We start from the raw sequence: 23,901 nt of genomic DNA, 5'->3' as shown, positions 1-23,901 counted from the left end.
CGTGCATAACTCTTCCATGTTAGATTCGCCACGGCACTTTGCCGAACAATAAACAGAAGAGAGACCATGCCGATTTCCACCCCGCGCAGCCTGCGCGCCGCCGTTGCCGCCCTGTTCATTCCGCTCGCGCTCGCCGCTGCCGCCGTCCCCGGCAGCGCGCTGGCAGCGCCTGTCGCCAAGGCGAGTGCCAGCCAGGCCGCGAACAAGCCGAACGCCGCCTTCGACGCCTGGGCCGAGCGCTTCGCCAACGACTGGGTGCGCATGAACCCGCAACTGGCCAGCAGTACCCAGTATTTCAGCGGTGCGGAACAAAGCGCGCTGGACCGCCAGCTGACGCCGCAAACGCCGGCCCGGCGCCAGCAGATGGTGGCCCTGGCGAAAACCGGCGTGGCCCGCCTCGATCAATTCCTCGCCGGCCCGCTCGACGAGACCCGGAAGATTTCGGCCGCGGTGATGCGCTGGTCGCTGTCGAACGTGATCGCCAACGAGCCGTTCGAGGATTACGGCTTCGTGTTTTCGCAGTTCGGCGGTCCGCAGGTCGGCCTGGTCAACTACATGACCCAGACCCACCCGATGCGCAGTGCGCAGGACGTCGACAGCTGGCTGGCACGCCTGGAGCAGGTCGGCACGCGCATGGACGAGGCGCTGGCGCGCGCCCGCAGCGCCAGCGAGCGCAAGCTGATCCCGCCGCGCTTCATCCTCGAGCGCGCCCAGTTCCAGGTCGACACCTTCCTGAAACCGGCGGTGCCGCAGAACGTGCTGGTCGCCTCGCTGGAAAAACGCAGTGCCGAGCTGAAAGACATCACGCCCGAAGCACGCACGGCAGCGATCGCACGCGCCACGCGCATCGTCGACGAAAAAATCCGCCCGGCCTACCTGCGCGTGCAGGGCTTCATGGCCGGACTGCATCCGCAAACGAACGACACGGCGGGCATTGCGCGGCTGCCGGGCGGGCTCAAGGCGTACGAGCGCGCCATCGCCAACTTCACCAGCACTACCCTGAGCGCCGACGAAATCCACGCGATCGGCCTGCGCGAAGTGGCGCGCCTGGAAGCCGAGATGGACAAGCACCTGCGCGCACTCGGCTTCACCGAGGGGAATATCGAAACGCGCATGAAGGCGCTCGACGCCACCTTCCAGCCGCAGGGCGACACCGATCCGCGGCCGGCGATCCTGGCGCAGTACAAGGAGATGGTGAAGGACGCCCAGGCACGCAGCGCGTCGCTGTTCAACCTGAAGCCGCGCGCGCCGGTCGACGTGCTGCGCGAGCCGCCGCTGACGGAAGCCTCGGCCGCGGCCCACTACAGCCTGCCGGCGCCGGACGGCAGCCGTCCCGGCGTGTTCTGGGTCCCGCTGCGCGGACCGAAGTTCGACATGATCCGCATGCGCAGCCTGTCCTACCACGAGGCGGTGCCGGGCCACCACTTCCAGCTGGCGATCCAGCAGGAGCTGGCCGGCATCCCGAAATACCGCAGCCAGCGTATCTTCAGCGGCGGCAGCGCCCACAGCGAAGGCTGGGCGCTGTACACCGAACGCCTGGCGGTGGAGCAGGGCTGGTATGCGGGCGACGTGCCGGGTCTGCTGGGCGCGCTCGGCTCGGAACTGTTCCGCGCGCGCCGCCTCGTCGTCGACACCGGCCTGCACACCAAGGGCTGGACGCGCCAGCAGGCGGTCGACTACGGCATCAACGTCGAGGAAGTCGACCGCTACGTGGTCTGGCCCGGCCAGGCCACCGCCTACATGATCGGCATGCTGCGCATCGTCGAATTGCGCGAGAAGGCGAAGGCCGCGCTGGGACCGAAGTTCTCGCTGCCGGCCTTCCACGACATGGTGCTGGGCGCCGGGTCGGTGCCGCTCGACGTGCTGGGGCAGCTGGTCGACGGCTGGATTGCGAAGCAGTAGGGCGGGCATGCCCGCCGTACGCGCAGGTGCGTGGGCATGACCTTTCTTATATCTGCCGCGGGGTCGCACACGCCGTAAGGCGGGCATGCCCGCCCTACGTGCGCAACCGTTATCGCCGATGGCATACGTGGCATAATCGCCTGACCGACGAGGTGTCATCCGAGGAGCACACATGCAAACCCAGGAACTCCACCGCGGCCGCCTGATCGACCACATCCAGCTGGTCGTCGCCGACCTGCCTGCCTCGCGCACGTTCTACAGCGCCGTCTTCGCCGTCCTGCAAGTGCCGCTCGGCGGGCAGGGCGACGACTATTTCTGGTACGACGAACTGTTCGTTTCCAGCGCTTCCAGCGACGCCGCCCAGGGCCGGCTGACCGGGCGCCATCACCTGGCCTTCCAGGCGCGCGACCGCGCCGGCGTCGATGCTTTTTACAAGGCGGCGTTGCAGGCCGGCGGCCGCGACAACGGCGCGCCGGGCGAGCGCGCCTATCACCCCGGCTATTACGGCGCGTTCGTTCTCGACCCGGACGGCAACAACATCGAAGCCGTCCATCATGGCGAGGCAACCCGCAGCGCGCCTTCGGTGACCGTCACGTTTTGAGCGTCACGTCGTGAGGCGTCCCGGAACCGGGACGCACCGTCTCAGTTCATCGGGCTGCAGGTCTCGGTGCCGGCCGCCATCGCTTTCAGCCGGGCAGGTTGGAGCAGTTTTACCTCGCGCTTGTCGACCGCGATCCAGCCCTGCTTCTTGAATCGCGACAACAGCCGGCTGACGCTCTCGATGGTCAGGCCAAGGTAATTGCCGATGTCTTCGCGCGACATGCGCAACCCGAACTCGGTGGCCGAATAGGCGCGCGCCGCATAGCGCGCCGACAGGTTCACCAAAAAGACCGCGAAGCGCTGCTCGGCGCGCATATTGCCCAGTAATAACATCACGTTCTGCTCGCGCGTGATTTCCTGGCTCATGATTCGGTGGAAATGGCGCAACAGCGTCGGCACCTGGCCGAACAGTTCTTCCAGGCGCGCGAACGGGATCTCGCAGACCTCGCTGTCCTCGAGCGCCACCGCGTCGCAATGGTGGCGGTCGCCGCTGATCGCATCCATGCCGAGCAGTTCGCCGGCCATCTGGAAGCCGGTGATCTGCTGCTCGCCGGCCGCATTGATCTGGTAGGTCTTGAAGTGACCGTAGCGCACGGCGTAGAGGCTGCGAAACGCCTCGCCCATCGCGTACAGGCGCTCGTCGCGGGCAATGCGGCGGCGCGCGCCGATGATCTGGTCGAGGCGGTTCATGTCGGTGTCGTCGAGCCCCATCGGCAGGCACAACTGGTGCATGCTGCAGGCGCCGCAGCTGGCCTTGATGACGCCGAGATTGATCGGCGCGCCGGCGGGGAGGGAGGTGCCTTGGCTCATCGTTGCAAGGGAAAGGAGGGGAAGGTGGGTTACGCGCGATTATAGACCGGACTGTCGCGCAATCCCATCTTTTCGCGATCGGGGCAAATGCCAATTGTGCGCGCCCCGGCCCATGCTAGATTCTGGACACCCACAGCGAATGAGGAGCACCCATGTTTGGCCTATCGGCACTGGACCTGGCACGCGTGCAGTTCGCGTTCACGATGTCGTTTCACATTCTGTTCCCGGCGGTGACCATCGGCCTGGCCAGTTACCTGGCCGTGCTCGAGTTTTCCTGGCTGCGCACCAAGCGCCAGGTGTATGTCGACCTGTACCACTTCTGGCTGAAGATCTTCGCCGTCATGTTCGGCATGGGCGTGGTCTCGGGCATCGTGATGGCCTACCAGATCGGCACCAACTGGAGCTACATGTCCGAATTCGCCGGTTCCATCATGGGACCGGTGCTGGCCTACGAGGTGCTGACCGCCTTTTTCCTGGAAGCGGGCTTCCTTGGGGTGATGCTGTTCGGCTGGACCCGGGTCGGCCCCGGTCTGCATTTCATGGCTACCTGCATGGTCGCGGTCGGCACGCTGATTTCCGCGACCTGGATCCTGGCCGCCAACAGCTGGATGCAGACGCCGCAGGGTTACGCCATCGAGGGCGGGCGCATGGTGCCGGCCGACTGGCTGGCGATCGTCTTCAATCCCTCGTTCCCGTACCGGCTGCTGCACATGGTGGCGGCGGCCTACCTGTGCACGGCGCTGATCGTCGGCGCGGTCGGCGCCTGGCAGCTGTTGCGCCGTACGGACAACCCGGCGGTGCGCAAGATGCTGTCGATGGCGATGTGGATGATCCTGCTGGTCGCGCCGATCCAGGCCGTGATCGGCGATTTTCACGGCCTCAATACCGCCGAGCACCAGCCGGCCAAGCTGGCGGCGATGGAAGGGCACTGGCAGAACGAGCCGGGCGAGGCGATCCCGCTGCTGCTGTTCGGCATACCGGACATGGAGGCGGAAAAAACCCGTTTCGCCGTCGGTATCCCGCACCTGGGCAGCCTGATCCTGACCCACTCCTGGACCGGGCAGATCCCCGGCCTGAAGGAATTCGCGCGCGAAGACCGGCCCAATTCGCTGATCGTGTTCTGGAGCTTCCGCCTGATGGTCGGCCTGGGCCTGTTGATGATCGCGCTCGGCGCCTGGGGCTTCCTGCTGCGCAAGCGCGGGCGCATCTTCACCTACCGCCCCTTCCTGCATGCCGCCCTGTGGATGGGGCCGGCGGGCCTGGTCGCCATCCTGGCCGGCTGGACCACGACCGAGGTCGGGCGCCAGCCCTGGGTGGTGTACGGCGTGCTGCGTACGGCCGACGCCGTCTCGCCGCACGGCGCCGGGCCGCTGGCGCTCACGCTCGCGCTCTTCGTCGTCTCCTACTTCTTCGTGTTCGGCGCCGGCACGCTGTACGTGCTGCGCATGATGAAGAAGGGGCCGCAAGCTTTCGAGCTGCACCGCGCCACCGAGGGCGGGCCGGGTGAAGGGCGCACGCCGATGCGGCCGCTGTCGGCGGCCGACGTGGGAAATGACGACGACGATACGAGCGGCCACGGCGGCGCCGGCATGACACTCGACCCGAAAGGACCATGAGATGGGCATCGATACTTCGGTCATCTGGGCCGTTATCATTTATTTTTCGGTCTTCATGTACGTGGTGCTGGACGGCTTCGACCTCGGCATCGGCATGCTGTTCCCGTTCGTCAAGCAGAAGCGCGACCGCGACACCATGATGAATACCGTGGCGCCGGTCTGGGACGGCAACGAAACCTGGCTGGTGCTGGGCGGGGAGGGGTTGCTGCTGGCCTTCCCGGTGGCCTATTCGATCATCCTGACCGGGCTGTATTTACCACTGATCTTCATGCTGGTCGGCCTGGTGTTTCGCGGCGTCGCCTTCGAATTCCGCTTCAAGGCCAAGGATCACCGGCGCCACCTGTGGGACAAGGCCTTTATCGGCGGCTCGGTGGTGGCCTCGTTCTTCCAGGGCGTCTCGCTCGGCGCTTTCCTCGACGGTATCGCGGTGTCGGGACGCAGCTATGCCGGCGGCGCGCTCGACTGGATCGCGCCGTTCCCGCTGCTGGCCGGCGTCGGCGTCATGATCGCCTACACGCTCCTGGGCAGCACCTGGCTGATCATGAAGACCGAGGGCGACCTGCACAACCGCATGGTGCAGGTGGCGCGGCCGTTCGCGGTCATGCTATTAGCCAGCATCGTCATCATCAGCATCTGGACGCCGCTGCGCGACCCGGCCGTGGCCGACCGCTGGTTCACCTTCCCCAACATCGTGTTCCTGGCGCCGGTGCCGATCCTGGTGCTGCTCTCGATCGCGCTCCTGCTCGGCTCGCTCAGGAACAATCCGCACCGCTGGCCCTTCGTTGCCGCGCTGGCGCTGATCTTCCTGGGCTACACCGGCATGGCGATCAGCATCTGGCCGCACATCGTTCCGCCTTACATCACGATCTGGGAAGCCGCGTCTCCGCCGGCCAGCCAGGGCTTCGCGCTGGTCGGCACGCTCTTCATCCTGCCGGTCATCCTGATGTACACGGTATGGTCGTACTGGGTCTTCCGCGGCAAGGTCAAAGCGGACGCGGGGTATCACTAATGAAGAGGCCCATGCTGCGCCAGCTACTCTGGATGGCCGCCCTCTGGTGCGGCGGGGTCCTCACGCTTTGGCTGGTTGCAGTTATAATCCGCGCCGTCATGCATGCTGCCGGCATGCGCTGACCTGTCGGTATCCGCCCAACATATGCAGGCGCGTTCAAACGTGCGCGCGTTTGGCGGACGAGAGAATACACTTTCGATGAAGATTTATTAACGGAGCACACCACGTGTCCATGCAGTCAGCATCAACAACTCCTCCATCGAGTCCCCTTCCTTTCACGGCGCATGAAGTTGTCCGCCCCGGCGCCACGGTGGCCGTGGCGCTGCCGCTCACTCCCGAAGACCAGGCAAGAAGCGATTTGTACGCACTGGCGGCGCGCCTGCTGCTGGCGCCGCCCGACACGGCCTTGCTGGCCGGCCTCGCCGCGGCCGACCCGATCGAGTCGAACGGCGAGGACCACCGGCTGGCCGACGCCTGGGAGCGCCTGGTGATTGCCGCCGGCGTGACGGAGGCCGATGCCGTGGCCGAGGAATTCGACCTGCTTTTCGTCAGCAGCGGTACGCCGACCCTGAATCCATATGGCTCGCTCTACCTGTCGGGCTTCATGAACGATACCCCGCTGGCCGAGCTGCGCGCCGACCTGGCGCGCTTCGGCATCGGCCGCGTGCGCGGCGTGTTCGAGTCCGAAGACCACCTGGGCGCGCTGTGCGAGACGATGCGCGTGCTGATCGCGGGCGGTCCCGGGATCCGGCGCCAGCCCCTGGCCGTGCAGAAAGCGTTTTTCGAAGCGCGCATCGCGCCCTGGTATGCGCGCTGCCTGGCCGACATGGACAAGGCCGCCGGCGCCAATTTCTACCGGCTGGTCGCGGCGTTCGCCGCCGCGCTGCTGGCAATCGAATCCGAAGCGTTTGCCGTCGAGGACGCTTCCGATGTTTAACCGAACCGAGGGTGACCCCATGGACAAGCAGCAAGACAACCAAGCGGCCGCAGCAGCTTCCGCATCGAATCCCGACCCGTCGCGCCGCAGCTTCCTGAAGGCCGCGCCGCTGGGCGCGCTGGCCGTGGTGGCCGGCGGCGCCGAGGCCAAGCCCGAGATTGCGCCGGTCGAGGCAGCGAAGCCGGATGTCAAGCGCGGCTACCACGAAACCGAGCACATTCGTACCTATTACAAAACCGCCGCCTACTGGTGAGCGACCCCGGAGAGCAGTCATGTCTTTAATAAAAAGTTCAAGCGACAAAGGCCTGAAACGGCGCAAGTTCCTGGTGGGTGCCGGCGTCGCAGCCGGCGCCGGTGCGCTGGCGCGCCAGTTGCCCTTGAACGTGATCGAACCGGCGCAGGCTGCCGATCCCGCGGCCGAGCCCGCCAAAGTCGAACTGAAACGCACCGTCTGCAGCCACTGCTCGGTCGGCTGCTCGGTCAATGCGATGGTCAGCAACGGCGTCTGGGTACGCCAGGAAGCGGCCTTCGATTCGCCGCTGAACATGGGCGCGCACTGCGCCAAGGGCGCCTCGGTGCGCGAGCACGGCTTCGGCGAACACCGCCTGCGCTATCCGATGAAGCTGGTCAACGGCAAATACGTGCGCATGTCCTGGGACCAGGCGATCAACGAGATCGGCGACAAGCTGCTGCAGTTGCGCCAGCAAGCCGGTCCGGATTCGCTGATGCTGATCGGCAGTTCGAAGCACAACAACGAGCAAGCCTACCTGCTGCGCAAGTTCATGTCCTTCTGGGGCTCGAACAACTGCGACCACCAGGCGCGCATCTGCCACTCGACGACGGTGGCGGGCGTGGCCCAGACCTTCGGCTACGGCGCGATGACGAACTCGTTCAACGACCTGCACTACACCAAGGCCGTGATGTTCATCGGCTCGAACCCGGCCGAGGCGCACCCGATCTCGATGCTGCACTTCCTGCACGCCAAAGAGCTGGGCGCGAAGATGATCGTGGTCGACCCGCGCTTTACCCGCACCGCGCGCTTCGCCGACCATTACGTGCGCGTGCGTCCGGGTACCGACATCCCGCTGGTCTGGGGCATCCTCTGGCACATCTTCAACAACGGCTGGGAAGACAAGGAATACATCGCCGCGCGCACCTACGGTATGGACGACGTGCGCAAGGAAGTGGCGAAGTGGACCCCCGATAAGGTCTCCGACATCACCGGCGTACCGGAAGCGTCGGTGCGCATGGCCGCCGAAATGCTGGCCAAGAACCGTCCCTCGTCGGTGGTCTGGTGCATGGGCATCACCCAGCACCACGTCGGCACCGCCAACGTGCGCGCGCTCTCGATCCTGCAGCTGGCGCTGGGCAATATCGGCAAGCCCGGTGGCGGTGCCAACATCTACCGCGGCCACGACAACGTGCAGGGCGCGACCGACGTCGGTCCCAACGGCGATTCGCTGCCGGGCTACTACGGCCTGGCCGAAGGCTCGTGGAAGCATTTCGCGGCCGCCTGGGGCGTCGACTACAACTGGATCCTGTCGCGCTTCGGCTCGAAGGAACTGATGGAAAAGCCGGGCATCACCGTGTCGCGCTGGTTCGACGCCGTCAACGAACAGAACGAATACGTCGACCAGCCCTCGAACCTGAAAGCCTGCATCTACTGGGGCCACGCGCCGAACAGCCAGACGCGCCTGCCCGACATGAAGGCGGCCATGCAGAAGCTCGACATGCTGGTCGTGATCGACCCGTATCCGAGCATGACGGCGGCGATGCATGGCCGTACCGACGGCGTGTACCTGCTGCCGGCGGCATCGCAGTTCGAGACGCACGGTTCCTGCACGGCCTCGAACCGCTCGATCCAGTGGCGCGAACGCGTCATTGCGCCGCTGTTCGAGTGCAAGACCGACCACGAGATCATGTACCTGTTCGCCAAGAAGTTCGGTTTCCACAACGAACTCTGCAAGAACATCAAGGTGGTGCACAACGAACCGGTCATCGAAGACATCCTGCGCGAGATCAACCGCTCGGTCTGGACCATCGGCTACACCGGCTGCTCGCCCGAGCGCCTGAAACTCCACATGGAGAACAAGCACACCTTCAACCCGACCACGCTGCGCGCCGAGTCCGGTCCCTGCAAGGGCGATTACTACGGCCTGCCGTGGCCATGCTGGGGCACGCCGGAAATGAAGCACCCGGGTACGCCGATCCTGTACGACCTCAGCAAGTCGGTGGCCGAGGGCGGCCTGCCGTTCCGCGCCAACTGGGGCGTCGAACACAACGGCGAAACCCTGCTGGCGGCCGACGGCTCGACCAACAAGGATTCCGAACTCGATACCGGCTATCCGGAATTCGACCACGTGTTCCTGAAAAAGCTGGGCTGGTGGGCCGAGCTCACGCCGCAGGAACAGGCCATGGCCGAGGGCAAGAACTGGAAGACCGACCCGTCGGGCGGCATCATCCGGGTCGTCATCGCGCACGGCTGCGCGCCGTTCGGCAATGCGCGCGCACGGGCCAACGTCTGGAACTTCCCGGACCCGATCCCGACCCACCGCGAGCCACTGCTGTCGCCGCGGCGCGACCTGGTGGCCAAGTACCCGACCTACGACGACAAGGCGAATTTCCTGCGCCTGCCGACGCTGTATAAATCGGTGCAGGACATCGATTTCTCGAAGGACTTCCCGATGATCATGACCTCGGGACGCCTGGTCGAATACGAGGGCGGCGGCGAGGAAACGCGCTCGAATCCGTGGCTGGCCGAGCTGCAGCAGAACATGTTCGTCGAAGTCAATCCGAACGATGCGGCGCAGGGGGGCATCCGGGTGGGCGACTTCGTCTGGGTCGAGACCCCGACCGGGGCACGCCTGAAAATGATGGCGATGGTCACCGAACGGGTGCCGGTCGGCATGGTGTGGGCGCCGTTCCACTTCGGCGGCTGGTGGATGGGCGAGGATCTCGAGCGCCACTACCCCGAGGATGGCGCGCCGACCGTGCGCGGCGAGGCGATCAATACCGGCTGGACCTACGGCTACGACGCCGTCACGATGATGCAGGAAACCAAGGTATCGCTGTGCCGCATCGTGCGCGCCTGATAGATACAGACAGGAGAGAATCATGTCCGCAAGGATGAAGTTTATTTGCGATACCGAACGCTGCATCGACTGCAACGGCTGCGTTACCGCATGCAAGAACGAAAACGAAACGCCGTGGGGCGTGAACCGGCGCCGCGTCGTCACCATCAACGACGGCGTGCCGGGCGAACGCTCGGTGTCGATCGCGTGCATGCATTGCACCGATGCGCCGTGCCTGGCGGTGTGCCCGACCAACTGCATCTACCACACCGAAGACGGCATCGTCCTGCACAGCAAGGACCAATGCATCGGCTGCGGCTACTGCAGCCTGGCTTGCCCGTTCGGCGCGCCGCAATTCCCGGAAACGGGCCTGTTCGCGCACCGCGGCAAGATGGACAAGTGCACCTTCTGCGCCGGCGGTCCGGAACCGGACACCTCGGAAGCGGAATTCAAGAAGTACGGCCGCAACCGCATCGCCGAGGGCAAGCTGCCGGCCTGCGCCGAGATGTGCGGCACCAAGGCGCTGCTGGGTGGCGAGGCCAACCTGATCGCCGACATCTACCGCCAGCGCGTCGAGACGCGTGGCTACGGCCCGGAACTGTGGGGCTGGAAGATCGCCTACGGTCCGAACAAGCGCGGCGGCCCGCGCAAAGCGACCGGCGACCTGCCGCGCGTGAACCAGCAACCTGGCGCCAGCCAGAACGATCCTGGGAGCATTCCGACATGAAGCGAATGAACATCCTTGCGGCACTGCCGCTGGCGCTGGCCTTGAGCGGTTGCCTGGAAGTCGAACAGCATCCGAAATGGATCAAGGGGGAGTACGCCGGCAAGCACGACACGCGCCACTTCCAGACGCTGTTCCACAACGACAGGCTCTCCTGGAGTGCTGCGATCATCAATCGCAACAACCAGCAGAACGAGTACAACCGCGCCAACCCCTAGGAGCCAGCCATGCGATCTTCAATCGACATTGTGCGCATCTTCTGCGCATTGATGCTGGCGCTGATGCTGCCCGCGACCTGGGCGGCGGTGCCCAACAAGGATGCCGTCCCGGCCTATGCCGAAGAGCAGACCATGCTGCAGGTGGAAGCCGATTCGCGCCTGCGCGAACCCGGACTCGGCAGCGCCGCCTCCGGCAAGGTCCACATGGACCGCCACTTCCTGGGCCAGTACGGCACCACCGAGGCGAACGTCATCGTCCAGCGCGGCGGCAATACCTGGCGCACCCTGCGCAACGGCCCGATCGCCCTGGCCACCGGCACCATCCTGTTGGTCGTGCCTTTCCTGATCTTCGTGTTCTACCGCGCCTTCCGCCCGCCTGCGCTCGAGCCGTCGCCCACCGGGCGCCGCATCACCCGCTTCAACGGCTGGGAGCGCAACGTGCACTGGGCCACGGCGTACACCTTCATCGCGCTGTCGATCACCGGCATCATCATCATGTTCGGCAAGAACATCATGTTGCCGTGGATGGGCCATACCGTGTTCTCGTGGGTCGCGATCATTTCCAAGTACGTGCACAACGTGGTGGGGCCGCTGTTCATCGTGTGCTCGATCCTGATGTTCTTCACCTTCCTGCGCCGTAACTTCTTCAACCGCATCGACTGGCAATGGGTCAAGGCGGGCGGGGGCCTCGTCTCGCACAAGCACGTGCCGGCCGGCTTCTTCAATGCCGGCGAAAAGACCTGGTTCTGGGGCGGCGTCGTGATGCTCGGCCTGGTGATGTCGGTCACCGGCCTGATCCTCGACTTCGTCACCTTCGGCCAGACCCGCTACGTGCTGCAGGTGGCGAACTACCTGCACATCGCCGGCGCCACGGTGTACATGGTGGGCGCGATGGGCCACATCTATCTCGGCACCTACGGTTCGCCCGGCGCCTACCAGGCCATGCGCGAAGGCAGCGTCGACGAAAACTGGGCCAAGGCGCACCACGCGCTGTGGTACGAAGACGTGAAATCGGGTGCGGCGCCAGGCGGGGGCGTGCGCCCGGACGCGGCGCCACCGGCCGCGCCCCGTCCTACTCCCGGTCCTGCACATTGAGGTCGATATGAAAGCATTTACACTTGCCATTGGCCTGGTCGCCGCCTGCGCTGCGCTGGCCGGCTGCGACCGCGGCCACACCGATGCCAAAGACGGCGTGATCCAGACCAAGTTCCCGGGCCAGGTCACGGCCGGTGGTCTGACCAGCGGACAGATCATTGCGCGCAGTCCGAAGCCGGAGACAAATGCCGTTTATGGCGGCGGCAGTCCATTCATTGCCGGCGGTTCCGGTGGCAACACCGGCGGCGCCGCCCTGGGCGGCACCGTCACGGAAACAGGACAGGGGCCTTCGCGCGGGATCACCGACCCAAGCGGCGCCATTCAAGGCGGTAACAACCCGCTGGGCGACAATGGCAAGGCGCCCGCGAATGCACCTGCTGCGGGTGTGACACCTGTGGGAAGCGGCACCGCGACCAATCAGGACAGCAAGCCGGCCGCGGCACCCGGCACACTCACAGGGGATAAATGATGCGGTTACGACTACTCATGCGCGTGCTGGCCATCGCCGCCTGCACCGGCAGCAGCGTGGCGCTGGCCGCGCTGCCGGCACCGGCATTAACGCCGGAGCAACAACAGGCGGCCGCCGCGAAGAAACAAGCCGCGGACGCGCAGGCGGCCAAGGCCAAGGAACAGCTGACTGCGTCGATGGATGCGCTCAGCGCGCGCTGGCGTTCGAATGCCGCCAGCAAGGGCTGGACCACGCATGCGCCGGTGGCGATCGCCGCCGCGCCGGCCGCCGCTGCGCCGGGCGCCCCGGTGGCCGGTACGCCGTCCGCCGGCGTTGCCGCGGCCGGCGTCCCCGCACCGGGCCCTGCTGGCGCGGCGGCGGCGACGGTCGGCAAGCCGCTCAGCGGCGCCGTCCCGGCTGCAGTCCAGGTCACCGGCGTGGCCACCACCGGCAGGCCGATGCCCGGCGTCGCGCCCCAGGCCACCGGCGTCTCGGCCAACACCCTGACCGGCACCCCGGCCGGGAATGCCGCGGCCTCGCCCGGCAACGGCGCCGCCCCGCGCAGTGCGCAGGCACTGCAGTCGGCCAACGTGCCGATCAAGAGCGAAAAGCACGGCACCGCCACGCCGAGCGCCGACGTCAAGACGCAGCAGACCGGCTCGATGCCCAAAGGCGCTTCGCCGGCGGTCGACAGGGGCAATGCCAAAGAAGTGAACAACCGATGAAGATGGCCAGCATGCCCATCGCGGTGATCATGCAGCGCCGCACGCTGCAGCACCGCTGGGCTGACGAGTCGTGGGCGGCGGTGGGCGTGGTGCCGGACCGCGGCGACCTGCCGCGCCTGCAGATCCTGAGCGAAAGTCCCGAGCGCGACTACTACCTCGTCTCGGGCCTGGAACTCGAACTGTACACGGACGAGAACGAAGGCTATTACGAAAACGTGATGGCGCCCGAATCGAAAATCTTCGTGCTGTGGCGCATGGAAGAGGGCCGCGCCATGCCGGCGCGCGCCTCGGTCAGCTATGTCGAAGGCACGCGCATGTTCGATTCCGGCGAAGCGGCCGACGGCGTGACCATGCCGGCCGAAATCTACGCCTGGGTGGCCGGCTACCTGCGCGACCATTACACGCCCAAGCCGCGCCGCGGCCGCCAGCACGGTTAAGGAAGCGCATGCCCGAAGAAGGATTTCTGCGCCGCTGGGCGCGCGTCAAGGCCAGCGCGCCCGAGGCCGTGGCCCAGGTACCGCAGCCTGCGCCGCAACCCGTGCCGGACCCTGCGCCGGCGGCGGCACCTGCGCCTGCGTCCGTACACGCCGAGGCGCCGCCGGCGCCGACCCTCGAAGACGCCGCGCGCCTGACCCCGCAGTCCGACTTTTCCGCCTTCGTCGGCCAGGGCGTCGACAAGGACGTGCGCCGCCTCGCACTCAAGAAGCTGTTCGCCGATCCGCACTTCAACGTGATGGACCGGCTCGACATGTACATGGACGACTACAACAAGCCGAGCCCGATGTCGGCGGCCATGCTGGCGGGACTGCAGCATGCGCGCAGCGCCTTGCGCCGGCCGGAAGAGGTGCAGGAGGAAATCGCACGCCTGAGCGCGCTCGATGCACAAGCGCAGGCCGTGCCCGTGCCGGACGAAGAAGCGGTGCTCGCCGCGGGGGACGACCCGGCTACCGCCGGTCCGGTGCCCAATGATGCGACGCCCGACGACGCAACCCACGACGAAGCGATGCAGGACGCCGAATTGGAGGATCTGGCCGCCGGCGCGCCCGTGGCGGACACTTCGGGCGTCGCCCAGCCGCCGCACGCTGCCGCTCCCGGCGACGCTGCCATTGCGCCCGCGGCCGGGCGCGCGCACAATGCAGAGGCACACCTATAATTGGTCCAAGGCCGGGCGACATCGTACCCTAGCCCGATCAGCACGATTCCCGCATTATTTCAAAGCGCATTATTCCCCAAGGTAAAGAATGAACATCCGATTTCTGGAAGGGCAGGCCGACGATCCGTTGCAGGAACGCCGCAACGCCCTTGCCAAGACCGCCGCCATCTTCGCGGCCGACGCCATCGCCGCGCCCGAACCGGGCGTCGCGGTCAGCTACCGCTCGGCCGGCCGCACCCTCGTCGTCGGCAGCTCGCTGCAAGCCCTGGCCTGGGCCGACCACCTGGCCGCCGCCTTGCCGGTCACGCTCGTCTTGCTCGATAACGTCGACGTCGGCGCGCGCCCCTATCCGGTCTTCGTGGCGCGCACCGTCGCCGTCGCCGGCTGGCTGGGCGCCTTCGAGGCGCGCTGGCAGGCGCCGCACCAGCCGGTCGAGCAGGGCAAGTTCGACCTCGTGCTCGACCTCAGCCCGAGTCCCCTTATTTCCACCCACCAGCATCCGCACGGTTATTACGCGCCCGGCATGGAAGAAGCGGACCGCCGCGCCGCCGTCGTCGAGATGATGGAGATGACGGGCGACTTCGAAAAGCCGAAGTATTTCGCCTACAAGGAGCGCCTGTGCGCCCATAGCCGCAACAAGCAGGTCGGCTGCAACGCCTGCATCGAGATCTGTTCGGCCAAGGCGATTTCCAGCGACGGCGACCGCGTCAAGGTCAACCCCTTCCTGTGCGCCGGCTGCGGCGCCTGCGGCACGGTCTGCCCGTCCGGGGCAATGCGCTACGCCTATCCGTCGACGGCGCATACCGGCAGCCGCATCAAGGCGGCGCTGCAGGCGTATGCCGAAGCCGGCGGGCAAGACCCGGTCCTGCTGCTGCACGGCGAAGGCGGCGCCCCGCTGATCGAGGCGGTGGCGGCCACCGGTGCGATGCCGGGACGGGTGATTCCGCTGGCCCTGCATCACACTGCCTCGACCGGTATCGACCTGTGGCTGGCGACGCTCACCTATGGCGCGGCCGGGATCACGGTGCTGATGACGAACGCCGAAGCACCGCAGTATGCGGCCGCCCTCGGCACCCAGATGGAAGTCGCCCAGACCGTGCTCGACGGCCTTGGCTACGCCGGTCCGCATTTCCAGCTGCTGCGCGCGTCCAGCCCGCAAGAGCTCGATGCCGCCCTGCGCCATGCGCCGCGCGGCGAGACCCCGGCGCAGCCGGCCACCTTCAACCTGGCCCAGGACAAGCGCAACACGCTCGACTATGCGCTCGACCACCTGTTCCGCCACGCGCGCCAGCAGCCGCAGGCGGTGCCGCTGCCGGCCGGCGCGCCGTTCGGGGCCATCGCCGTGAACAAGGACGCCTGCACCCTGTGCATGGCCTGCGTCGGCGCCTGCCCGACCTCGGCCATCATGGACACGCCGACGGCGCCGCAACTGCGCTTCGTCGAACAGAACTGCGTGCAATGCGGCCTGTGCGCCAACACCTGCCCGGAAAACGCGATCGCGCTGGTGCCGCGCATGGCTTTCGGCGACCTGCGCAAGCAGACCGTCGTGCTCAACGAAACCGAACCCTTCCACTGCATCCGCTGCAACAAGGCCTTCGGCACCCTGCGCATGGTGGAAAACATGGTGGGGCGCCTGGCAGGCCACAGCGCCTTTGCCGGCAACCTCGACCGCCTCAAAATGTGCGGCGACTGCCGCGTGATCGACATGATGAAGCCCGAGGGCGAACTGAGCGTGCCGCTGCGCCGGCCGCGCTGAGGATTTTCGGACAGGGCGGTTTTTCCGCATAGAACGATGATAGGATGGATGTTTCCATTTCGTCATCGCTTTCGTGATCGCCTTGCGCCGACTCCTGACCATTCTCGCCTGCATGGCCTGCACGCTGCCCGCGGCGGCGCAGCCTGCCGTTTCCGCCGGCCGCTACCACAACCTCGCCTTGAGGTCCGACGGCTTCGTCTGCACGATGGGCGACAACATGTACGGTACGACGGTACCGGGCGACAAGTCCTCCAGGGTCGCCAGTTTCGTCCCGGTCGCGCTCGGCGACGGGCAGGGCTTCCTGAACCTGATCAACCCCGGGCTGGCTGCGCCTGCGGACCTGTGCGCGCGCCAGCCGGCCGCTACCTCACGATGAGAGCATCGATGCGACGATCGACACACGCATTCCTGCGCCGGGCTTGCCTGGCCTGCGCCCTGGCGGCTGCCGGCGGCATGGCGCTGGCCGCCGACGCCGCGCTGGACGCCACGCTGGACGCAAATAAGCTGCGCCTGCTGTCCTGCGATAGCTCAGGCGCGGCCAGCGCCGCGCGCACCGCGGCGCTGGCCTGGCTGAACGCATCGACCGAGACGCTCCCCGGCGACGCCGGCCAGCGCCTGGCCGGCCCGGTACGGCTGGGCGGGGCCTGCCTGCAGAACGTCACGGTCGCGGGCAGCTTCGGGGTCATGGTGATCCAGGGCGAAATCTGCAACGCCAGCCTCGACGAATTTACCGACGCGCTGGCTGCCGCCGGTACCCGTCTCGGCACGAATATGGCCGGCAAGAAGATGCCCGGGACTGTGCTCGGCATGGCGGACAAGGGTCGTCAATACATGGTCACGCGCGGCATGATCGACATGCGCAGCGGCAGCGTGGTGCCGACGTCGACATCCTATGCATTCACCTGTACCGCCGCGGCGGGCGGAGCGCAATAGCCCGTCGCGGGGAACCCATGGCACAATGTGCGCAAACAGACAACAGAGGCCAGCGCGCAGTGTGCGAGCATGGCCCGGCCACCGTCATCAGCGCACAGGAGACAACATGACCCCATACCAGCGATTCGTCCAGGCCCGCGACTTCCTGCAACAGCACCGTACCGACTACGACACCGCCTACCGCGACTACCGGGCGCCGAAACTCGACACCTTCAACTGGGCGCTCGATTTCTTCGACCAGGAGGCAAAGGACAACCATGCCCCGGCATTGTGGGTGGTCGAGGAGGATGGGCGCGAACAGAAGATTTCGTTTGCCGACATGGCGGCGCGCTCGAACCAGGTGGCGCAATACCTGCAGCAATGCGGCGTCGAACGCGGCGACCGCGTGCTGCTGATGCTGCCGAACCGGGTCGAGCTGTGGGAAATCATGCTGGCCGGGATCAAGCTGGGCGCGGTGCTGGTGCCGACCACGATGCTGGTCTCGACCGCCGACCTGCAGGACCGCATGGAACGCGGCCGCGTGCGCCACGTCATCGTCCAGGTGTCCGAGGCCCACAAGTTCGAGGGCGTGAGCGGCAACTACACCCGCATCGCGGTCGGCGGCAGCATCGACGGCTGGCACGATTTCGACGATTGCCGGCGCGTGCTGAGCGTGTTCACACCCAAGGGAGAAACCCGCGCCAGCGATCCGCTGCTGCTGTATTTCACTTCCGGCACCACCGCGCAACCCAAGCTGGTGCTGCACAGCCACCAGAGCTATCCGGTCGGGCACCTGTCGACCATGTACTGGATCGGCCTGCAACGGGGCGACGTCCACTGGAACATCAGTTCGCCGGGCTGGGCCAAGCACGCCTGGAGCTGCTTCTTCGCGCCCTGGAACGCTGGCGCCACCGTGTTCGTCTACAACTACGAACGTTTCAGCGCCAAGGCGGCGCTGGAAACCGTGCAGCGCTGCGGCGTGACCTCGCTGTGCGCGCCGCCGACGGTCTGGCGCATGCTGATCAAGGAAGACCTGACCCAATGGCAGCCGCCGCTGCGCGAACTGGTCGGGGCGGGCGAGCCGCTCAATCCCGAAGTCATCGAGCAGGTCGAGCGCGCCTGGGGCATCCGCATCCGCGACGGCTTCGGCCAGTCCGAGACCACCGCGCAAATCGGCAATCCGCCCGGCCAGCTGGTAAAACCGGGCTCGATGGGGCGCCCGCTGCCGGGCTATTCCATCGCGCTGCTCGACATCGACGACGCGCCGGCGCAGGAAGGCGAGATTTCGGTGAAGCTCGATCCCGCACCCCTGGGCCTGATGCTGGCCTACGAAGGCGACGAGGAAAAGACCGCCGACGTGATGCGCACCGGCTTCTACCACACCGGCGACACCGCCCAGATCGATGCGGACGGTTATTATTTCTACGTCGGCCGCAACGACGACGTCTTCAAGTCGAGCGATTATCGGATCAGTCCATTTGAGCTGGAAAGCGTGCTGGTCGAGCACGAAATGGTGCTGGAAGCGGCGATCGTGCCGAGCCCGGATGCTTTGCGCCTGTCGGTCCCGAAAGCCTTCATCACCCTGCGCCAGGGCGTCGAACCGAGCCGCGAACTCGCGCGCGAGATCTTCGCCTTTGCACGCGAGCGGCTGGCGCCGTACAAGCGGATTCGCCGTATCGAGTTCCGCGAATTGCCGAAGACGATTTCGGGCAAGATCCGGCGCGTGGAGTTGCGCAAGCAGGAGGCGGTGCGGGATACGGTGCCGGGTACGGGCGTCGAGTTTCGCGAGGAAGAGCTGGGCGGTTGAGCTTGCCGACGGGTGGGGCGCGCCGTTGATGGCGGGGTTTGCACGCGCCGGAACGGCGGGCATGCCCGCGGGTACGTGCGGGTGCGTGGGCATGACGTTTCACATGGGTCAGGTGCAGGCGACGGGTCCCATTCTCCGCAGCGAATGTGCCGCTGGCGATTACCCGGCAGGTAATCGGCAGGTTCTTTTTTTCGCCGCAGGCAACTCATGTGCTGCACAGGCGCCGGAAACGTACCATAATGGTAATGATGCTGATTGCGCATCATGCACCGATCACGCCAACCGAGCCACCATGCCGACCACACCCAAGAATGCCGCAGCCAAGGCCGATCCGGCCTATGAAGTAAAGAAGTCCCCCATCCACGGCAACGGCGTCTTCGCCCGCCGCCACATCGAGGCCGGCGAACGCATCATCGAATACCGGGGCGAGCGCATCAGCTGGGACGACGCCACCCAGCGCGCGATCGACGCCGGCGGCCCGATCAACCACACTTTCTACTTCAGCCTGCACGATGGCCGCGTCATCGACGGCGGCCGCCGCGGCAACGATGCGCGCTGGATCAACCACGCCTGTTCGCCCAACTGCGAAGCCTACGAGGAAGACGGCCGCGTCTACATCCACGCGCTGCATCCGATCGAGGCCGGGCAGGAGCTGAACTACAATTACGCCCTGATCTACGACGAACGCCATACGCCGGCACTGAAAAAACTGTTCGCCTGCCGCTGCGGCACGCCAGGCTGCAGCGGGACCATGCTGGCCCCGAAAAAACGCCAGAAGAAGAAACCGGCCTGAGGCCGCACGAAAGCATTTATGAAGCCCATTGTCCGCAGCCTGCTCGAAACCGACCTCTACAAATTCACGATGTGGCAGGCGCTGCTGCACCGCCATCCGAACGCCCACGGCGAATACGAATTCCTGTGCCGTAACCAGCCGGATTACCCGCTGGCCGAACTCAAGGACGAAGTCGAACGCGAACTCGACCACCTGTGCGAAATGCTGTTCACCGACGAGGAGATCGCCTACCTGCGCGGCCTGCGCTACATTAAAAGCGACTTCGCCGACTTCCTCACGGTGTTCCGCTTCCAGCGCAAGTTCATCACGGTGGAAACCGACGGCCCGCACCTGCGCATCCGCGCCTGTGGCCCGGTGGTGCACGTGATGGGCTTCGAGATCTATGTGCTCTACATTGTCAACGAACTGTATTTCCGCCGCTTCGACCAGGGAGCCGCCATCGACGAAGCGAGAAAGCGCCTGGCGCTGAAGATCGAACAGTTCCGCGCCTTCGACCAGGAACCCAAGCGCGCCAACCCCTTCGAATTCTTCGACTTCGGCGTGCGCCGCCGTTTTTCGGGCGAGTGGCATGACGAAGTCGTCTCGACCCTGGCGCGCGAACTGCCGCAGTTCTTCAAGGGCACCTCGAACGTGCACCTGGCGCGCAAGTACAACCTGGTGCCCATCGGGACCATGGCGCACGAATACCTGCAAGCCTTCCAGGCCTTCCCGGTGCGCCTGCGCGATTTCCAGAAGGCGGCGCTCGAGGACTGGGTGCAGGAATACCGCGGCGACCTCGGCACCGCGCTGACCGACGTGGTCGGCATGGACGCCTTCCTGGCCGACTTCGACCCGTATTTCGCCAAGCTGTTCGACGGCCTGCGCCACGATTCGGGCGACCCGACCGAGTGGGGCGAAAAGGCGCTTGCGCATTACGCCAAGCTGCGCATCGACGCGCGCACCAAGCGCCTCGTCTTCTCCGACGCGCTGACGGTGCCGAAGGCGCTGAACCTGTACCGCCACTTCGCCGACCGCACCCAGACCGGTTTCGGCATCGGCACCCAGCTCACCAACGACACGCCCTATAAAGCGCTGAACATCGTCATGAAGCTGACCCGCTGTAATAACCAGCCGGTGGCGAAGCTGTCGGACACGCCGGGCAAGTCGATGTGCACCGACGAGACTTTCCTGGCCTACCTGCGCCAGGTGTTCGGGGTGAGCGAGCCGGTGTAAGGGTTGACCATGCGTGGCGGCCGCTTGCCGTCGGTTGAGCAGTCCTTGACCAGGAGATCGTCTTGAAAGCTATTGCCGCCTTTGTGCTGGCCGCCGCCAGTATCGTCGCCCCAACCCTGCATGCGCAAGAAGATGCCAAGGTCGCCGCCGCCAGGGAAGCTGCCGACCGCTGGCTGGCCGCCATGGACGCCGGCAAGACGGTCGAGGCCTGGGACGAAGCCGCTCCCGCCATGCAGGCGGCAGTGACGCGCGACGCCTGGGGCCAGGCCGGCGCCCAGGCCCGCGCGCCGTTCGGCCCCTTCAGCGCGCGCACGCTGGTGTCAAGCGTCTACACGCGCGCCATACCGGGTGCACCGGCGGGCGAATATGTCGTCATGCAGTACAAGACCGATTTTGCCAACCGCGCCGGCGCGGTCGAGACGGTGACGCCGATGCGCCAGCCGGATGGAAGCTGGAAGGTGTCGGGGTATTTCATCAAGTAGCGGTAGCCGGCTTGACTCGCCACTGACACTTTCCATCCATCGGCCGCAGCGCACCGTAGGGTGGACTCCTGAGTCCACGCGTACGCGCGTCTCAAGCACGTTGGCGGTGATATTCCGCTACGTGGGGACGGCATGTCACCGCAGGTGCAAGGAGACGCCCGTAACGCGTGGACTCGGGAGCCCACCCTACGTTACCTCGGCGCCAATGGTGCTCTCAACCGCCCTTGGCCACCAGCTTCCACAACTCCGTCGGCAGCGCCGGCGGCGCATCCGGCTCGAAGAAGGCCGAGTCCTGGATGTGCGAGCTGGTCACGTACACGGTACCGTCCGGCCCCTGGCTGAAGGTGTCGGGCCAGCGCAGGCGCTTGTCCTGCACCAGCGTTTCGATCGGCGCATCGGCGCCTTTGTCCAGGTCGCGCATGCGGATGGCGTCGTGTTCGACGCCCGTCAGCAGCATGCGGTTGGTCCCGCGCGGGATCAGCAGGCCGTCGTTGACGCCGTTCAGGCCGAAGGGTTCGACCTTGCCCGACAGGTCGTCGCCACCCTGGCGCAACGCGTCGGTCGCGATGCGGTACAGGGTGTCGCCCTTGATCGCCTGCCAGTACAGATACTTGCCGTCGCCGGACAGTTCGATGCCGTCGGCCGAGAATTCGACGCCGCGCCCGTCCGGGCGGCGCAGCACTTCGCCGTCGGCTTTCACGTCCAGGCCCTTTTTCATTTGCGTCGATTCATCGCCGTCGAGCACGCGCCGCGCCTTGCCGCTCGCGATCTCGACCACCAGCAGCGCACCCTTGACGCCGGAATCGGTGATGTAGGCGACACTGCCATCGTTCGAGAAGCGCACGTCGTTCAGGTAGGAGCCCTGCGGCGCCGCGTCTTCATCGAAAGCGATGGTCTGCGCGACCTTGTTTGTCGCGAGGTCGATCCGCACCAGCTTCGGTCCGCCATCGACCACGTGGCTCTGCGCCGGCGCCGCCGGGTCGAGCACCCACAGGCTGCCGCGGCCATCGGCGACGACGCTTTGCACGCACACCCAATGGTCTTCGGGCGAGACCTCGTCCTTGCGCGCGTTGCGCCAGCTGTTCCATTCCTCGTCCGGATACGGCTTGAGTTCGCCGCCCGCCAGCAACTCGGCCACCGACACCGCCGTATCCTCGGTCCAGCGCGGGAAGTTGACGAAGATGCGGTTGCCTTCGGAAACGGTGACGCCGGTTACCTGGTGCTCGAAGCGGGCGACGAGTTCGAGAGCGGCGCCGCCTGCCTGCAGGTCGAAAGTGTTCTGGTCGTTCATGTAAATCCTTTTCAAATGAGTGGAATCAGGCTGCTCGCTTCTCGGCGGCGTCGGCGTCGTGCTGCAAACGCTGCTGCAGCATCGCCAGCACGGCCGCTTCCTCGGGCTGCAAGGCGTGCAGGTCGTCGATCAGCTGCTGTTCGGTGCGTTCGCGCAGGGCTTCGATGACCGCGCCCTCCATGTAGGCGTCGAGCACGGCCGGGTGCACGTAGCACTTGCGGCACACCGAAGGCGTGTTGCCGAGTTTTTGCGCGACCGATTCGATCGCGCGCACGACGTTTTTCTTGGCTTGCGTTTCGGAGTCGAACTTCTCGAATTCCTGCAGGGCGAGCGCGGCCAGCACGGTGCCCGACCAGGTGCGGAAATCCTTGGCCGTGTAGTCCTCGCCGGTGATCGAACGCAGGTAGTCGTTGACGTCGCTCGAATCGATGCTGTGCGTCTCGCCGTCCTCGCCCACGTACTGGAACAGTTCCTGGCCCGGCAGGTCGCGCGTGCTGCGGATGATGCGCGCCAGGCGCCGGTCGTGCACCTGGATCTTGTGGTACACGCCGCTCTTGCCGCGGAACGAAAACTGCACGTCGCTGCCGTCGACCTTCACGTGGCGGTTGCGCAGCGTGGTGAGCCCGAAGGATTTGTTCGTGCGCGCGTATTCCTCGTTCCCGACCCGCATCATGGTCGCTTCGAGCAGGTAGACGATGGTCGCCAGCATCTTCTCGCGCGGCAGGCCGGGCAGCTTCAGGGCGCGGTCGACCTCCGCGCGGATGCCGGGCAGGGCCTTGCCGAAGTTGATCATCCGTTCGTATTTCACTTCGTCGCGCACGCTGCGCCATTTCGGGTGGTAGCGGTACTGCTTGCGCCCGCGCGCGTCGCGGCCGGTCGCCTGCAGGTGGCCGTTCGCCTGCGGGCAGATCCAGACGTCCTGCCAGGCCGGCGGAATGGCGAGCGTGCGGATGCGTTTCAGCGTGGCTTCGTCCTCGACGACTTCGCCCTTGGCGGAAAAATAGGTAAACCCTTCTTTGGCCCCTTCTTTGGCCGACTGGCGGCGGATGCCGGGACGGTCGTCGTGAACGTAGCGCAGGCCGGCCGCCTTGGCGGCGGCGGGCGGAGCGCTGAGCGGTGCGGGGTCGTGCGGCGTCTGGGCATCGAGGGTCATGGCAGGGCTCATGGCGAAGATTCGAAAGTGGAACATGCCCGTCCGATCTTACGCTTCTCGCTGCCGCGCACCGTTCGGGAGCTAACGCAGGCATGTGTGACATGTCGTCAGCATGAATCTTGCGTTCACGGCCGGGCGCGAATCGGATAAGATGCCCACGCAGTGTTGTTCCAATGTCCACTCACTT

The 23,901-nt window shown here is 66.1% G+C and carries 25 protein-coding genes; 22 read left to right on the top strand and 3 right to left on the bottom strand.

Annotated elements, in window-relative coordinates; translation table 11 throughout:
- Positions 1-66 precede the first annotated feature (66 nt).
- Both AC56LG_RS19005 and AC56LG_RS19000 read left to right on the top strand, forming a co-directional pair.
- Positions 67-1,902 carry a DUF885 domain-containing protein gene (locus AC56LG_RS19005; RefSeq protein WP_497167625.1) on the top strand — a complete coding sequence of 612 codons (1,836 nt, stop codon included), beginning with the start codon at positions 67-69 and terminating at the stop codon, positions 1,900-1,902.
- A gap of 172 nt (positions 1,903-2,074) precedes the next feature.
- The gene (locus AC56LG_RS19000) at positions 2,075-2,503 is read left to right on the top strand and encodes a VOC family protein (protein WP_497167624.1); all 429 of its coding nucleotides are present in this window, start codon (positions 2,075-2,077) and stop codon (positions 2,501-2,503) included.
- Positions 2,504-2,544: 41 nt separating this feature from the next.
- On the opposite strand, the gene fnr is transcribed toward AC56LG_RS19000, so the two are convergent.
- Positions 2,545-3,312 carry a fumarate/nitrate reduction transcriptional regulator Fnr gene (fnr, locus tag AC56LG_RS18995; RefSeq protein WP_497167623.1) on the bottom strand — a complete coding sequence of 256 codons (768 nt, stop codon included), beginning with the start codon at positions 3,310-3,312 and terminating at the stop codon, positions 2,545-2,547.
- A gap of 152 nt (positions 3,313-3,464) precedes the next feature.
- On the opposite strand from fnr, the gene AC56LG_RS18990 reads away from it, so the two are divergent.
- From AC56LG_RS18990 to AC56LG_RS18895, 20 genes are all read left to right on the top strand, one after another.
- Complete coding sequence (locus tag AC56LG_RS18990) at positions 3,465-4,928, top strand: cytochrome ubiquinol oxidase subunit I (RefSeq protein WP_497167622.1); 1,464 nt, start codon at positions 3,465-3,467, stop codon at positions 4,926-4,928.
- A gap of 1 nt (position 4,929) precedes the next feature.
- On the top strand, positions 4,930-5,937 hold the full coding sequence (gene cydB / locus AC56LG_RS18985; RefSeq protein ID WP_497167621.1) for a cytochrome d ubiquinol oxidase subunit II: 1,008 nt from the start codon (positions 4,930-4,932) through the stop codon (positions 5,935-5,937).
- Positions 5,883-6,059 (top strand): DUF2474 family protein, encoded by a 177-nt coding sequence (locus tag AC56LG_RS18980; protein WP_497167620.1) that lies wholly within the window; start codon positions 5,883-5,885, stop codon positions 6,057-6,059. The genes cydB and AC56LG_RS18980 overlap by 55 nt, the downstream gene beginning before the upstream one ends.
- A 110-nt stretch (positions 6,060-6,169) precedes the next feature.
- Positions 6,170-6,874 carry a TorD/DmsD family molecular chaperone gene (locus AC56LG_RS18975; protein ID WP_497167714.1) on the top strand — a complete coding sequence of 235 codons (705 nt, stop codon included), beginning with the start codon at positions 6,170-6,172 and terminating at the stop codon, positions 6,872-6,874.
- Between the two features lie 19 nt (positions 6,875-6,893).
- Positions 6,894-7,127: a twin-arginine translocation signal domain-containing protein gene (locus AC56LG_RS18970; RefSeq protein WP_497167619.1), complete on the top strand. Its 234-nt coding sequence runs from the start codon at positions 6,894-6,896 to the stop codon at positions 7,125-7,127.
- Between the two features lie 19 nt (positions 7,128-7,146).
- Complete coding sequence (locus tag AC56LG_RS18965) at positions 7,147-9,966, top strand: formate dehydrogenase subunit alpha (protein WP_497167618.1); 2,820 nt, start codon at positions 7,147-7,149, stop codon at positions 9,964-9,966.
- Between the two features lie 22 nt (positions 9,967-9,988).
- Entirely contained in the window at positions 9,989-10,672 is a 684-nt protein-coding gene (fdh3B, locus tag AC56LG_RS18960) for a formate dehydrogenase FDH3 subunit beta (protein ID WP_497167617.1), read from the top strand.
- Positions 10,669-10,887, top strand: coding sequence for a hypothetical protein (locus AC56LG_RS18955; RefSeq protein WP_497167616.1), 219 nt, complete (start codon positions 10,669-10,671; stop codon positions 10,885-10,887). Before fdh3B ends, AC56LG_RS18955 begins: the two co-directional genes overlap by 4 nt.
- 9 nt (positions 10,888-10,896) lie before the next feature.
- Positions 10,897-11,982 carry a formate dehydrogenase subunit gamma gene (locus AC56LG_RS18950; RefSeq protein WP_497167615.1) on the top strand — a complete coding sequence of 362 codons (1,086 nt, stop codon included), beginning with the start codon at positions 10,897-10,899 and terminating at the stop codon, positions 11,980-11,982.
- 7 nt (positions 11,983-11,989) lie between these two features.
- A complete protein-coding gene (locus AC56LG_RS18945; protein ID WP_497167614.1) occupies positions 11,990-12,451 on the top strand; it encodes a hypothetical protein in 462 nt (153 codons plus the stop codon).
- Complete coding sequence (locus AC56LG_RS18940) at positions 12,448-13,155, top strand: hypothetical protein (RefSeq protein WP_497167613.1); 708 nt, start codon at positions 12,448-12,450, stop codon at positions 13,153-13,155. Before AC56LG_RS18945 ends, AC56LG_RS18940 begins: the two co-directional genes overlap by 4 nt.
- Positions 13,152-13,592 (top strand): DUF3305 domain-containing protein, encoded by a 441-nt coding sequence (locus AC56LG_RS18935; protein ID WP_497167612.1) that lies wholly within the window; start codon positions 13,152-13,154, stop codon positions 13,590-13,592. The genes AC56LG_RS18940 and AC56LG_RS18935 overlap by 4 nt, the downstream gene beginning before the upstream one ends.
- Positions 13,593-13,600: 8 nt before the next feature.
- On the top strand, positions 13,601-14,308 hold the full coding sequence (locus tag AC56LG_RS18930) for a DUF3306 domain-containing protein (RefSeq protein ID WP_497167611.1): 708 nt from the start codon (positions 13,601-13,603) through the stop codon (positions 14,306-14,308).
- Between the two features lie 88 nt (positions 14,309-14,396).
- A complete protein-coding gene (locus tag AC56LG_RS18925; protein ID WP_497167610.1) occupies positions 14,397-16,064 on the top strand; it encodes a 4Fe-4S binding protein in 1,668 nt (555 codons plus the stop codon).
- Positions 16,065-16,146: 82 nt separating this feature from the next.
- On the top strand, positions 16,147-16,440 hold the full coding sequence (locus tag AC56LG_RS18920; RefSeq protein WP_497167609.1) for an RCC1-like domain-containing protein: 294 nt from the start codon (positions 16,147-16,149) through the stop codon (positions 16,438-16,440).
- Between the two features lie 8 nt (positions 16,441-16,448).
- Positions 16,449-16,997: a hypothetical protein gene (locus AC56LG_RS18915; protein ID WP_497167608.1), complete on the top strand. Its 549-nt coding sequence runs from the start codon at positions 16,449-16,451 to the stop codon at positions 16,995-16,997.
- Positions 16,998-17,103: 106 nt separating this feature from the next.
- The gene (locus tag AC56LG_RS18910) at positions 17,104-18,783 is read left to right on the top strand and encodes an AMP-binding protein (protein ID WP_497167607.1); all 1,680 of its coding nucleotides are present in this window, start codon (positions 17,104-17,106) and stop codon (positions 18,781-18,783) included.
- Positions 18,784-19,075: 292 nt separating this feature from the next.
- A complete protein-coding gene (locus tag AC56LG_RS18905; protein WP_497167606.1) occupies positions 19,076-19,576 on the top strand; it encodes an SET domain-containing protein in 501 nt (166 codons plus the stop codon).
- Positions 19,577-19,594: 18 nt separating this feature from the next.
- The gene (gene pncB / locus AC56LG_RS18900; RefSeq protein WP_497167605.1) at positions 19,595-20,788 is read left to right on the top strand and encodes a nicotinate phosphoribosyltransferase; all 1,194 of its coding nucleotides are present in this window, start codon (positions 19,595-19,597) and stop codon (positions 20,786-20,788) included.
- A 62-nt stretch (positions 20,789-20,850) separates the two neighbouring features.
- Positions 20,851-21,270: a DUF4019 domain-containing protein gene (locus AC56LG_RS18895; RefSeq protein WP_497167604.1), complete on the top strand. Its 420-nt coding sequence runs from the start codon at positions 20,851-20,853 to the stop codon at positions 21,268-21,270.
- A 214-nt stretch (positions 21,271-21,484) separates the two neighbouring features.
- On the opposite strand, the gene AC56LG_RS18890 is transcribed toward AC56LG_RS18895, so the two are convergent.
- Entirely contained in the window at positions 21,485-22,561 is a 1,077-nt protein-coding gene (locus AC56LG_RS18890) for an L-dopachrome tautomerase-related protein (RefSeq protein WP_497167603.1), read from the bottom strand.
- Between the two features lie 25 nt (positions 22,562-22,586).
- Positions 22,587-23,714, bottom strand: a complete 1,128-nt coding sequence (locus AC56LG_RS18885; protein ID WP_497167602.1) for a DNA topoisomerase IB — start codon at positions 23,712-23,714, stop codon at positions 22,587-22,589.
- Positions 23,715-23,901: the final 187 nt, after the last annotated feature.

The organism is Telluria sp. ZB2R32, from assembly GCF_059685715.1.
Note: the sequence above shows the minus strand (reverse complement) of the source record. Positions and strands in the feature narration are given on the sequence as shown.